This is a genomic window from Microcystis flos-aquae FACHB-1344, from assembly GCF_014698375.1.
In the GTDB taxonomy this organism is placed as follows: Bacteria; Cyanobacteriota; Cyanobacteriia; order Cyanobacteriales; family Microcystaceae; genus Microcystis; species Microcystis aeruginosa.
In genome coordinates this window covers 35,358-46,342 of sequence record NZ_JACJSW010000167.1, presented here as the reverse complement: position 1 = coordinate 46,342, position 10,985 = coordinate 35,358, and the positions used below count along the sequence as shown (strand labels likewise).

Sequence of the window (10,985 nt, the reverse complement as noted above, 5' to 3'; positions counted from 1 at the left end):
CGTGAATTCTAGGTTAATCATGTTTTTAATGAGTGCTTTGCTTCTAATTATGACTCTTAAACTATATTATTGTCCTTGAGTAAAAAATGCAAGTTGTAGCCGTGCAAAGTATAGCTGAAAAAGTAGGGGCGAAACATTCCGATAGGAAATCTACGGTTTCAGCGATAGGTTAGCCATTGATAGTTAGTCAAGTTTTTAGTTTCATTAGTCATTGTTTGGAGATACTGACAACGAATTATCCCATTTTTCAAAAGTAATGGCAGAGATGGTTAATTGCCCTCACCCCCTCCCCTCTAACGCTCTGGGACAGGGAAGGGGGTGAGGGAAATGTAGGCATGGTAAGGGTTTTGTGGCTTTTCTTGCTCCCACAGGTGCAAGATTTTGAGAGAATCGTGCTTCAAAACCTGGCGTCTTCATCGGCCCGCGTCCTGTAGGGGCGAAGCATTCGGATAGAAAATCTACGGTTTCACCGATAGGTTATTGCCCGAATGCTTCGCCCCTACTTTTTGCCGCAGACCACTAGGTAGGGTTTGCGGCAAAAAGTTTGTTGGTGGGGTTAGGAGTCGGTCGTCAGTAGCCGGTCGTTTCAGGCTTTGTTGCCCTCTCTTTTTGTACTAACTTATGTACTGAAAGGAGGATAATGCCAGGTTTTTGGGGGTCCCAATCCGATTTTCGCAGCACTAACATCGGATTTTAACAGGTCAAAAGCCTTATTTTCAAAGGGTTTTACCATTATTCAGCCGACCCTAAATAAATATTTTTCTTTTCTGTCTCCCCTTTTCGATTAGACTGGTAATTGAGAATAATTAGCATTTATTTTAGCGATCGCAAGTCTTAGACAGTTTCAAAACCGTTGACTGAGACTAACAGTAGTGCAGTTATCACCCTTTGGCTACTGAAGTAAACTCGATGAGCTATCAAGGAATTATTATCACTCTTGAATGAAAGACCTTCTTTGCCTTTGGAGATAAGAAAAGCATGGACGATAAAATTAGACCTAATGACCCAGAAGAACCAGAAAAATCGCCAAATAAAGCCCAATTTTCTCCTTGGGGTGGTAAAGAGGCAGTAGCAGAACGTACTAACTCCATGGGTACTGAGCTAACAGCCACCTATCCCCTCGCACAAGTGGAAATGGGAAAAACCGTCTGGTTAGTGGGATTTCAGGGGACAGGAGGAATCAATCGACTCCTAGGTATGGGATTAAACCCCGGCATTCAATTACAGGTAATTAGCTCCCAACCGAGGGGGTCAGTTTTAATTGCCATTCAAGACAATCGTATTGGTATCGGGGCAGAAATGGCCGAAAAAATCCTCGTTAGTGACAGTCAACCGAAAAAACTGGAACCCAAAAAAGACCTACCTGAAGTAAGAACATTTCTGCGGGAGATACCCATAGGAAAAGCGGGTAAAGTTGTCGGTTATGACCGAGCATTGCGCGGATACAAAGGAAAATTGTTATCAATGGGATTAACTCCGGGGACAGAGTTTACCGTCATTCGCGTCGCACCTTTGGGGGATCCCGTCGAGATTCGAGTGCGGGGATTTCATCTCAGTCTGCGAAAACAGGAGGCAGACACTTTAATCGTCGAAGAAATAGACCCAGAAAGCAAAATTTAATCATCTAAGCCTATTCGTCACTCAATATCCTAATTATGGTCAAACCGATTATCGCCTTAATTGGCAATCCTAACTGTGGCAAAACTACCCTTTTTAATGCTCTCACGGGGGCCAATCAACGCACCGGCAACTGGCCGGGAGTAACAGTCGATCGCAAAGAGGGACAATTTCAAGTTAACGGGGAAGATATCACCCTTGTGGATTTACCCGGAGTCTATTCCCTCGATGTAGAAGAAGGGGAGACAGGAATGGATGAATTAGTCGCTAGGGACTATCTGCTGTCAGGAGAAGCGGATTTAGTGATTAATATCGTCGATGCTGCCAATTTAGAGCGCAATCTCTACCTTACTACCCAAATCATGGAGATGCGTTTACCGATGTTGATTGCCCTGAATATGATGGATGTGGCCAAAACTAGGGGTATTGTGGTTAATCCGCAACTCTTAAGCGATCGCATGGATGCAATTGTCGTGGCGATTAGTGCGGTTAAAGGGGAGGGAATCGGAGAATTAAAGCAAAAAATTGGGGAATTAGTTGGTAATATTAACCATACTGCCGCTTATGTGGCTTATCCTGCGGTAATTGAGGAAGCCCTTAACGAGATTATTGCCTACATTAACGACCATAGCAGTAAAAGGATCGTTGAGCCAAGATGGACTGCTTTAAATCTACTGCAATACGAGGATCGCATCGCCCCAGAATTGCGCTCACAGGAACTATTAAGCATTATCGTCAAGCATAGACGACAAATACACCAAGTTTTAGGGGAAGACCTCGATATTTTAATTGCTGATACTCGTTATGGCTTTATTCAACAAGTTACCCAGGGAGCCACTCAACGGACTGGACAGATAAATGATACTATGTCTGATCGCCTTGATCGGATTGTTCTCGATCGCTGGTTAGGAATTCCGATATTTTTGGGCGTAATGTACCTAATGTTCTTGTTTACCATCAATGTTAGTGCTGCCTTTATCGATTTCTTCGATTTAACTGCCCAGACTATCTTTGTCGATGGTTTGTCCCAAGTTTTACAAAAAATCCATACCCCGGGTTGGCTAATTGCTCTGCTCGCTGATGGGGCGGGGGGAGGTGTGCAAACCGTCGCCACTTTTATCCCCGTAATTGGCTTTATGTTCCTCTTTTTGTCAATTTTAGAGGATTCCGGCTATATGGCCCGGGCAGCCTTCGTCATGGACCGATTGATGCGTTTGGTGGGATTGCCGGGTAAATCCTTTGTCCCCATGCTAGTGGGATTTGGCTGCAGTGTGCCGGCAATTATGGCCACCAGGACCCTAGAAAATTCTCGCGATCGTTTAATGACGATTATGATGAACCCTTTTATGTCCTGTGGGGCCAGATTACCTGTTTATGCGCTATTTGCGGCGGCTTTTTTCCCCATAGGTGGTCAAAACATCGTTTTTGGTCTTTATATCTTAGGAATTCTCGCCGCTATTTTGACGGGATTGGTGATGAAAAAAACCCTACTCAAGGGAGAAGTCAGTCACTTTATTATGGAATTGCCTCCCTATCATCTACCGCGTCTGAAAGGGGTTTTAATTCGTACTTGGGAACGTCTGCAAGCGTTTTTATGGAAAGCTGGACGAGTTATCGTTTTAATGGTGATGATTTTGGGACTACTCAACTCCGTCAGTTTTGATGGTTCTTTTGGTAATCAAGACAGCGAGCGATCGGTTTTAAGTGCTACCAGTAAAGCTGTAACTCCTATTTTCTCACCCATGGGACTAGAACCGGAAAATTGGCCGGCAACGGTGGGCATTTTTACGGGAGTTTTTGCCAAAGAAGCGATGGTAGGAACCTTAAACTCAATTTACAGCCAACTAGCAGGGGAAGATAACCCGAATAAGGGGGCAGCACAGGTAAAATTCGACTTCTGGGGGCAAATTCAGGAAGCTATTGCCACTATTCCCGCCAATTTAGCGGAATTACCCAATCAATTACTTGATCCCTTGGGTTTAAATCTTGGTGATTTGCAGGATCAAAAAACGGCTGCCGAGAAGCAAGAGGTAGATTTAGGAATCTTTGGGGCAATGGCGAAAAGATTTGATGGTCAAGCGGGTGCTTTTGCCTATCTGTTGTTTGTTCTGCTCTATTTTCCCTGTGTTTCGGCCACATCGGCCGTATATCGCGAAACTAATGCCGGTTGGACTGTTTTTATTGCCCTCTGGACCACAGGAATGGCCTATATTGTTGCCACTTCCTTCTATCAAATCGCCACTTTTTCTCGACATCCGGGATTTTCTCTCTTTTGGATAGTCTTGATGGGTTTAACCGTAGTCGGGGTTTTATTCACCTTAAAAAATCTCCGTCCCCGAAAAATCAACCGTCCGGCAATTTAAAAGTAGGGTGGGTTAGGCGACGAAAAGCTAGGCAACTAACTAATTATTTAGATTCGCCGTAACCCACCGCAATCAAGCAACTTTTCTCGATTTTTTTCGCTTATAAACCATGATTTTAACCGATATACAGGCTTATCTTGCCAAAAATCAGAAAGCATCTCTGTCTGACTTATCCACACACTTTCGGATGTCAGCGGATGCCTTAAGTCCCATGCTCGATCGCTTGCTGAAAAAAGGGCGAATTCGCCTGATTTCCCTAGAAAAATGCGGAGGATGCAGCCGTTGTACCCCGGAATCTATGGCTTTTTACGAATGGATTGAGGGCAATTCCACAGGGACAAACAACTAAGAGTTGAATAAGTACCTAGGCAAAATTAATTACACATTTCGATAAAGCTTTTGCCTTTTGCCCATCTTCACTAGGAAATTTATTTTGCACGACTACTTACTATCTTTTTGTAGGAGATAAAATTATGATCACTAACACAGAAATTGTCTCGACACAATCGGCCACCAGCGAGGATCCGCAAATACAATTGGCCGAATTTCTGCGAGAACATAATGAAGTGGAGATGATTATTCCAGTTTTAATGGGATTATTTATTACCAGTCGTTTTCAACTGCGAGGGGCCAATGCACTATTAGTTAATTTAGCCGTAGCCAGTATCTCGCGACAAATTTTCCAACAGTTAAAATCTCCCTTCACCAGTAACCCAAAAACTGCCGAAAAAAGCCCAGATTATAGCAATCAGGAAATAATACCGGGTTGTCGCATTGTTCACTCGGTACCGGGACGAATTCGCCTTCGTATCGACCGTTTAAGTCAAGATGCTGCCTTTGCTAAAAGATTAAACCACCTCCTCGCAGCTGAGACAATTGTTCTTAGTCATCGCCTTAATCCTACCGCTGCCTCTCTGGCAATTACCTACGAAGCAGCCGGCCTCTCCGAGTTAGATTTAGGCTTTCGTCTGATCAATCTACTTAATTTAGCCAATTCTGACAGTAATCTTGAAACTAGCTAGATTTTACTCCGATGAACTTAAGCAAACTTTCCCTCAATTCCGTAAGCGTTGTTCACTCTCTCCCTGGTCGGCTGCGCTTGCGAATTTCCCGCCTAGCATCTGATAGGCATTTTGTCAAGACCTTAGAACAAAAATTAACTTCCCATCCCGCCATTACCCATTTCCGCATCAACGCCGCCGTCGCCTCTCTGGTGATCGAGTATGCCCCCGCCCTCACCCCTGAAATAAACAGGGATTTTGGCTTGCTTTGGCAAAAAATGCTCAATCAGCCCAACGAGTCTTCGATCGAGCCAGACAAGCCCCAAAAACTAGGGAAAGAAGAATGGTCTAACCTTGCCCTTCCCACCGCCGCCACCCTCCTCGCGATCACCTGTCAACGTTTTCCCCAACCCGGTTTGAGCATCTTGGCCAGAAGCGTCCTTTTGGCCGCAGCTTTTCCCGTGGCAGCCCGGGCGCTGAAAAGTATCTTCGGAGAGCGTAAACTAAATATCGATTGTTTAGACCTCTTAGCCCTGATTTTTAGCGGTTTTCAAGGGAAATTATTGACACCTTCCCTGATTATCACCCTCCATGAATTGGGGGACATTATTCGCGATCGTACCGCTAGGGCAACGGAAAAACGAACGGCTAATTTATTAGATACAATCGGTCATTACGCTTGGGTGGAAAAAGACGGCGAAATCAAGCAAATTACCAGTGATGCTGTCCAAATTGGCGAGACAGTGGTGGTTTATCCCGGGGAAAGCATCCCCGTTGATGGCACAGTCTGGCAAGGGGAAGCGGTAATCGACCAACAGCAACTAACCGGGGAATCCTTGCCTATTGTCGCCCGAAAAGGAACTCTCGTTTATGCCTCCACCTTAGTTCGTTCCGGTCAGATCCGCCTCACCTGTGAACGAGTCGGTCAACAAACTCGCGCCGCTGCCAGTATCGAACTTCTGCAAAAAGCTCCTGTCCATGATACCCGCATGGCCAATTATGCCGCTAATCTGGCTGATCGCCTGATTTTGCCTTCTTTAGGGTTAGCATCACTAATTTTTCTCACCACCCGAGATGCTGCCCGGGCCGCCGCTATTCTCACCCTCGATTTTGTCACGGGGATTCGGGTATCTTTACCTACAGCTTTTTTAGGCGCGTTGAATCATACCACCCGTCACGGGGTTTTGGTACGCAGTGGCAGAACTTTGGAGTTATTGGCAGATATCGATACGATTGTTTTTGATAAGACGGGAACTTTGACCACGGGGGAAGTGATGGTGGTGGGAGTGGAAACTATCCCTGGCCGCTTATCCCCAGAACGAATTCTTCAATTAGCGGCCTCGGCCGAACAAAGGATCACCCATCCCGTCGCTATGGCGATCGCTAATTATGCCCAGCGCCAGGGTGTGGAAATCTTACCGAGGGGAGATTGGGATTACCAGTTAGGACTAGGAATGCGGGCAGAAATTGATGGTAATCAGGTATTGGTGGGCAGTGACAAGTTTTTACGCCAGCAAGGGGTCAATTTAGACGAATTTGGCGGTGATTTAGCCAACCCCGCCAGTGCTTGGGTGTCTCGCAATTATCTCGCCTGTAATGGGCAATTTCAGGGGGTAATCCACTATACTGACCCTTTGCGTGCCGATAGTCGTTGGTTAATCGATCGCCTACAGCAAGATTATGGCATGACTGTGCATCTGTTGACGGGGGATAATCAACAAAGGGCGAAAGAAGTGGCGCAAGCGTTAAATATTCCCTTTGGCCAGGTTCATGCTGAGGCTTTTCCCGAACAAAAGGCTAAAATAGTTCGAGAATTGCATCGCTCTGGCCATACAGTCGCTTTTGTTGGCGATGGTCTCAATGATTCCGTGGCTTTGGCCTATGCAGATGTGTCGATTTCTTTCGAGAAGGGTTCGGAAGTGGCAAGAGAAACCGCCGACGTGGTACTGATGAATAATGATCTGAGCAGTTTACTAGAGGCGATCGCTATTGCCCAAGAAACTAAAGCTTTAATTGAACAAAATATTTTTCTAGTGGTCGCCCCGAATTTAGTCGCCCTCGTTTTGGCCACTAGCATCGGTCTTAATCCACTTTTAGCCACCGCAATTCATAACGGGACAGCAATTATTGCCGGTTTAAATAGTTTGCGTCCTCTGGTTTTTCATCAACTACAAGGTCAAAGGGAGACTCCATGAGTAAATATGATAAATTAGCTAATAAAATTGCCAAAAAAGTTACTAAAAAATTGAGCAAAAAGTTAATTAAAGCCATCTATAACCGACTGGATTTAGAAAATATTCTCTCCTCCCGTTCTTTTCCATTAGAAGAATTCGAGCGAGGTGATAATAGACATTAAACCATCATAAAAATCAAAGATTGTTATGATGGTTTAAGAGTCGGTATCTGGGGAAGTCTTGACCCATCCACTAATAACTGATAGGTGAATATCTAGGCTATATTCTCTTGAAAAAAAACTTAATAATATTCCCTCAAAAACTATTCTATAATGGTACTCGTAGGTAGATAATGCTTCTAAGTTAAAAACTTTTGCTATCTACAGACTGAAGGCAACAAAATCAATGGTTTAAAGCTCATGGAAAAAACACAGATGTTAGAACAAACGAGAAAACTAGCACAAATTACTCCAGGGAAAGCGATCGTTTTCGGAATCGGTGCGCTGCTGTTGGCCCCCACCGTGATTTCTTTACTGAAACCGGTCGCCAAAGCAACGATTAAAACTGGCGTTGTTCTCTACGAAAAAACTAAGAGTTCCTTGGCCGAAACAGCAGAAGTGCTGGGGGATATCGTCGCCGAGGCCAAAGCAGAAGTCATAGCCGAACGCGATCATCAAGTGGTTCTACCCAGTGGGGTTAATTCGGAACCCTCATTACGCGATAGTTAATTTCTGGTGAGTAACCAAAGTCACTCAACCCTGTTGGCCCTCAACCCGCAGAACCTCAAAGTTATATAATCTTTAAGAGTTATTAAGCTTTGTGTCAGTTTGCCCAGCAGGATTGAATGAATATACTTTTGGTGACATCATCTTTAGGGTTACTCCTAGCGATCGCTATCGTCGTCTATTTTGTTTCCTCTCGCAAGTACCAATCATCAGACTCGGTGGCCAATTCCTACGACCAATGGACTGAGGACGGGATTTTAGAATATTATTGGGGGGAACACATCCATTTAGGTCACTACGGTTCCCCACCAGAAAAAAAAGACTTTCTAGCGGCAAAAGCCGACTTTGTGGCGGAAATGGTCTCTTGGGGAGGTTTGGATAAATTACCCGCCGGTGCAACTCTCCTCGATGTCGGTTGTGGTATTGGTGGCAGCAGTCGCATTCTGGCCCGCGACTACGGATTTGCCGTTACCGGTGTCACTATTAGTCCCAAACAAGTGGCACGGGCCAAAGAACTAACACCCCCAGATTTAAATGCTCGCTTTTTGGTCGATGATGCCATGGACCTTTCTTTTCCTGACGAGAGTTTTGATGTGGTCTGGTCAATTGAAGCCGGTCCCCATATGCCGGACAAAGCCGTTTTTGCTGGGGAATTACTGCGAGTTCTCAAACCAGGGGGAGTCTTGGTGGTAGCGGACTGGAATCAGCGAGATGACCGTCAAAAACCGCTTAATTTCTGGGAACGTCCCGTAATGCGCCAACTTTTGGATCAGTGGTCTCACCCCGCTTTTGCCAGTATCGAAGGTTTTGCCGAACAGTTAGCGGCCACGGGATTGGTAGATGGGGAAGTGGTGACTGCTGACTGGACAACAGCCACTCTACCCTCTTGGATTGATACCATTTGGCAGGGGGTGATTCGTCCCCAAGGCTGGTGGCAATTTGGTCTAACTGGGTTGCTTAAATCCGTCCGAGAAGTGCCGACAATTCTGCTGATGCGTTTGGCCTTTGGCACGGGTTTATGTCGTTTTGGGATGTTCCGCGCTGTTCGCGCTCAATCCCATCTGCAACCAAGTCAGCAAGAGTCTCTTACCTCAGTTATGTAGGGTTTGCTGAATAAATCTAAAAATCTTGTTGGGTAAGACTTTTGGACTTTTTTTTCCTCAAAAAGTCCCAACCATTGGAGTGATCGGGGGGAAAATTCCTGGACTTTTTCCCTGAAAATTAGGTAATTGACCCTCTCAAAATCGATAAAACCCCACACCCCACAGGAAAAACTTTTTGCCACAAACCCTAACTAGAGGCAATCCAATTAATTATTGATCGGGTTGTGGGGAATAGTAGGAGTTTTGATCAGTGACGATCGAGCTTGGAGAGATAGGCCACTTTTGATAATTTGTTTGAGAATTGGTCGGCCTAATTTGACCGCAGCTGGCAGCACAACCGCACCGATAACAATTGTTCCCAAACCAAAGAGAGCCGTTCGATCTCCTGATTCGTGATCTTCGATAATTTCTTTGAGATGAAAAGTCAGAATCGATTTATCCCAGTGAATAATCGCCATAGGTTTATCTCCTAATAAGGATGAAATTGGGTGTCAGCAGAAGGTAAAACAATAATATGTCCTCCCGCACGAGAAATCAGACCTTGTTGCTCGAATTCATTGATGAGTCGGGTAATGCTCACTCTGGTCATCCCGACCATTTCGGCTAATTCCCGATGAGTGAAACGGATATCGATACGCTGGCCCGTTTCTGCGGGACGACCGAACTTTTGCGATAATTGAATTAGAGTTTTCAGAAAACGCAGCCTAGGCCGATCGCGACGCAGGGAACAGAGCCAATGCTCAGTTTGTTGAACGTGACGACAGAGAGCCGAGGAAAGACTGCTACCCCGTTCAAGAGGAAGACAAGTAGCTTCAACGCTAGTGCAGCACTGCATCTCGTAGGGTTGAATCTGCGATAGGGGACGGCCGACCACATCATTTTCTCCCCAATAGCCGAGGATGACGATTTCTCCTTCCTCATCCCACGTCATCACCTTAACCACACCGCGATTGATTAACCAAAGAGCATCCAGACGCGAGGGTAGGGGGTCACGGGGTTGAAATAGACGAGTGACGAGAGGTTCCCGCATAAGTACCACCGCTAGTAGAATTACCTTCTCCTCTAATTATTGCATAATTTTCTCAATAAAATCAACAGGGATCTTCCAGAAAAATTTCCTCCAACTGATGGGACTTACCAAAGATGAGCTTCCTTATACCCCTCATTCAAAGCTGTAAACAGCCAAAGACCAAGATTTCACCTCGAAATATCCCCTCGATCGAGACTGAGAATGATCGCGATTAGCTTTCAACCAATTGATAATTATTTGCAACTGTGTGATAATGAAGTTATGAGATTTCCCCCGCAACCATGAATAGTCACCAATAGCGACTTTGGTTTCAGGAAAGAGAGTTTGTACGGCCATTGCTAAGACATGGGCGCAAGTATGGCGTATTTTTACGATTTTTTGCGAATCTTCCTCGATAACGGGGCTTTCTGCTCGGGGATACTCAATCTGATTGACCATTGCTAGTTAAAACGATAATCATTATCATTTTAGCAAAGGAGGGCTGATGTCTGAGAAAAAAATGCGCTCAAATCCTCTAGCGGCAAGCTCAACGCTGATAGCTTACCGCTCAAACTGGAGGTTTCCCCGTTTTAAAAGCAGGGATTATCGACGATATTCTCGACTTAACAGCCAGAATCTAGGTTATAATGACGAAAAACGCCACAATGGGCTTTACTTCTCCCGTGTCCTCTCTTAAACTCTGTTTCTTGAGCGAGTAGTGCTTCTATTTCTGCCAATAGTTGACGCACTGGTTGCCATTCTGCGCTATTGTTCTCCTGACATTTAACTTCCCACTGAGCGAGAATTTCCTCTAGCAATAGCGGCAAGTCTCTGGGGGAAAATGCCTCTCCTCGGTCTAATTGTTGGCTAAAATCGAGTATTTGGTCTTTAATGGCAATGGGAACCCGGATAGTCTGAGTTTCTCCATTTTGCCACGCTCTTTTACGTCCTGCGCCACCGCGCCATCCACCTCTTCCTGACATAATTCACGCT

Annotated in this window: 13 protein-coding genes; 8 read left to right on the top strand and 5 right to left on the bottom strand. The window is 45.3% G+C overall.

The genetic code is table 11. The annotated features are described in order from the left end of the window. Positions 1–978: 978 nt before the first annotated feature. The 8 genes from H6G48_RS15900 (at position 979) to H6G48_RS15865 (ending at position 8,983) form a co-directional block, all read left to right on the top strand. Complete coding sequence (locus H6G48_RS15900) at positions 979–1,620, top strand: FeoA family protein (RefSeq protein WP_190722462.1); 642 nt, start codon at positions 979–981, stop codon at positions 1,618–1,620. Between the two features lie 35 nt (positions 1,621–1,655). After that, a complete protein-coding gene (gene feoB, locus H6G48_RS15895; RefSeq protein WP_190722461.1) occupies positions 1,656–3,980 on the top strand; it encodes a Fe(2+) transporter permease subunit FeoB in 2,325 nt (774 codons plus the stop codon). Between the two features lie 109 nt (positions 3,981–4,089). Continuing rightward, complete coding sequence (locus H6G48_RS15890) at positions 4,090–4,329, top strand: FeoC-like transcriptional regulator (RefSeq protein WP_190722460.1); 240 nt, start codon at positions 4,090–4,092, stop codon at positions 4,327–4,329. A 124-nt stretch (positions 4,330–4,453) separates the two neighbouring features. Beyond that, entirely contained in the window at positions 4,454–5,002 is a 549-nt protein-coding gene (locus H6G48_RS15885) for an HMA2 domain-containing protein (RefSeq protein ID WP_002787210.1), read from the top strand. 11 nt (positions 5,003–5,013) lie between these two features. After that, the gene (locus H6G48_RS15880) at positions 5,014–7,176 is read left to right on the top strand and encodes a heavy metal translocating P-type ATPase (RefSeq protein WP_190722459.1); all 2,163 of its coding nucleotides are present in this window, start codon (positions 5,014–5,016) and stop codon (positions 7,174–7,176) included. Then, positions 7,173–7,337, top strand: coding sequence for a hypothetical protein (locus tag H6G48_RS15875; protein WP_002742213.1), 165 nt, complete (start codon positions 7,173–7,175; stop codon positions 7,335–7,337). The genes H6G48_RS15880 and H6G48_RS15875 overlap by 4 nt, the downstream gene beginning before the upstream one ends. Positions 7,338–7,574: 237 nt before the next feature. Continuing rightward, positions 7,575–7,883: a DUF5132 domain-containing protein gene (locus tag H6G48_RS15870; protein WP_002742215.1), complete on the top strand. Its 309-nt coding sequence runs from the start codon at positions 7,575–7,577 to the stop codon at positions 7,881–7,883. A 116-nt stretch (positions 7,884–7,999) separates the two neighbouring features. Further along, complete coding sequence (locus H6G48_RS15865; RefSeq protein ID WP_190722458.1) at positions 8,000–8,983, top strand: methyltransferase domain-containing protein; 984 nt, start codon at positions 8,000–8,002, stop codon at positions 8,981–8,983. Here the strand turns inward: H6G48_RS15865 and H6G48_RS27240 are convergent. The 5 genes from H6G48_RS27240 to H6G48_RS15845 form a co-directional block, all read right to left on the bottom strand. Further along, positions 8,953–9,141: a hypothetical protein gene (locus tag H6G48_RS27240; RefSeq protein WP_249264813.1), complete on the bottom strand. Its 189-nt coding sequence runs from the start codon at positions 9,139–9,141 to the stop codon at positions 8,953–8,955. The genes H6G48_RS15865 and H6G48_RS27240 overlap by 31 nt on opposite strands. 48 nt (positions 9,142–9,189) lie before the next feature. After that, positions 9,190–9,441: a hypothetical protein gene (locus H6G48_RS15860; RefSeq protein WP_002742221.1), complete on the bottom strand. Its 252-nt coding sequence runs from the start codon at positions 9,439–9,441 to the stop codon at positions 9,190–9,192. An 11-nt stretch (positions 9,442–9,452) separates the two neighbouring features. Continuing rightward, positions 9,453–10,013: a Crp/Fnr family transcriptional regulator gene (locus H6G48_RS15855; RefSeq protein WP_002742223.1), complete on the bottom strand. Its 561-nt coding sequence runs from the start codon at positions 10,011–10,013 to the stop codon at positions 9,453–9,455. Positions 10,014–10,145: 132 nt separating this feature from the next. Further along, positions 10,146–10,451 carry a hypothetical protein gene (locus H6G48_RS15850; protein WP_190722464.1) on the bottom strand — a complete coding sequence of 102 codons (306 nt, stop codon included), beginning with the start codon at positions 10,449–10,451 and terminating at the stop codon, positions 10,146–10,148. A 164-nt stretch (positions 10,452–10,615) separates the two neighbouring features. Continuing rightward, positions 10,616–10,975 carry a hypothetical protein gene (locus tag H6G48_RS15845; protein ID WP_190359190.1) on the bottom strand — a complete coding sequence of 120 codons (360 nt, stop codon included), beginning with the start codon at positions 10,973–10,975 and terminating at the stop codon, positions 10,616–10,618. Between the last annotated feature and the right edge of the window lie 10 nt (positions 10,976–10,985).

Bases quoted from the DNA above. Each gene is read 5' to 3' on its own strand.
- H6G48_RS15865 (WP_190722458.1), top strand. From the start codon at position 8,000: ATGAATATACTTTTGGTGACATCATCTTTAGGGTTACTCCTAGCGATC.
- H6G48_RS15860 (WP_002742221.1), bottom strand. From the start codon at position 9,441: ATGGCGATTATTCACTGGGATAAATCGATTCTGACTTTTCATCTCAAA.
- H6G48_RS15875 (WP_002742213.1), top strand. From the start codon at position 7,173: ATGAGTAAATATGATAAATTAGCTAATAAAATTGCCAAAAAAGTTACT.
- H6G48_RS15890 (WP_190722460.1), top strand. From the start codon at position 4,090: ATGATTTTAACCGATATACAGGCTTATCTTGCCAAAAATCAGAAAGCA.
- feoB (WP_190722461.1), top strand. From the start codon at position 1,656: ATGGTCAAACCGATTATCGCCTTAATTGGCAATCCTAACTGTGGCAAA.
- H6G48_RS15855 (WP_002742223.1), bottom strand. From the start codon at position 10,013: ATGCGGGAACCTCTCGTCACTCGTCTATTTCAACCCCGTGACCCCCTA.
- H6G48_RS15850 (WP_190722464.1), bottom strand. From the start codon at position 10,451: ATGGTCAATCAGATTGAGTATCCCCGAGCAGAAAGCCCCGTTATCGAG.
- H6G48_RS15845 (WP_190359190.1), bottom strand. From the start codon at position 10,975: ATGTCAGGAAGAGGTGGATGGCGCGGTGGCGCAGGACGTAAAAGAGCG.
- H6G48_RS15900 (WP_190722462.1), top strand. From the start codon at position 979: ATGGACGATAAAATTAGACCTAATGACCCAGAAGAACCAGAAAAATCG.
- H6G48_RS15870 (WP_002742215.1), top strand. From the start codon at position 7,575: ATGGAAAAAACACAGATGTTAGAACAAACGAGAAAACTAGCACAAATT.
- H6G48_RS15885 (WP_002787210.1), top strand. From the start codon at position 4,454: ATGATCACTAACACAGAAATTGTCTCGACACAATCGGCCACCAGCGAG.
- H6G48_RS15880 (WP_190722459.1), top strand. From the start codon at position 5,014: ATGAACTTAAGCAAACTTTCCCTCAATTCCGTAAGCGTTGTTCACTCT.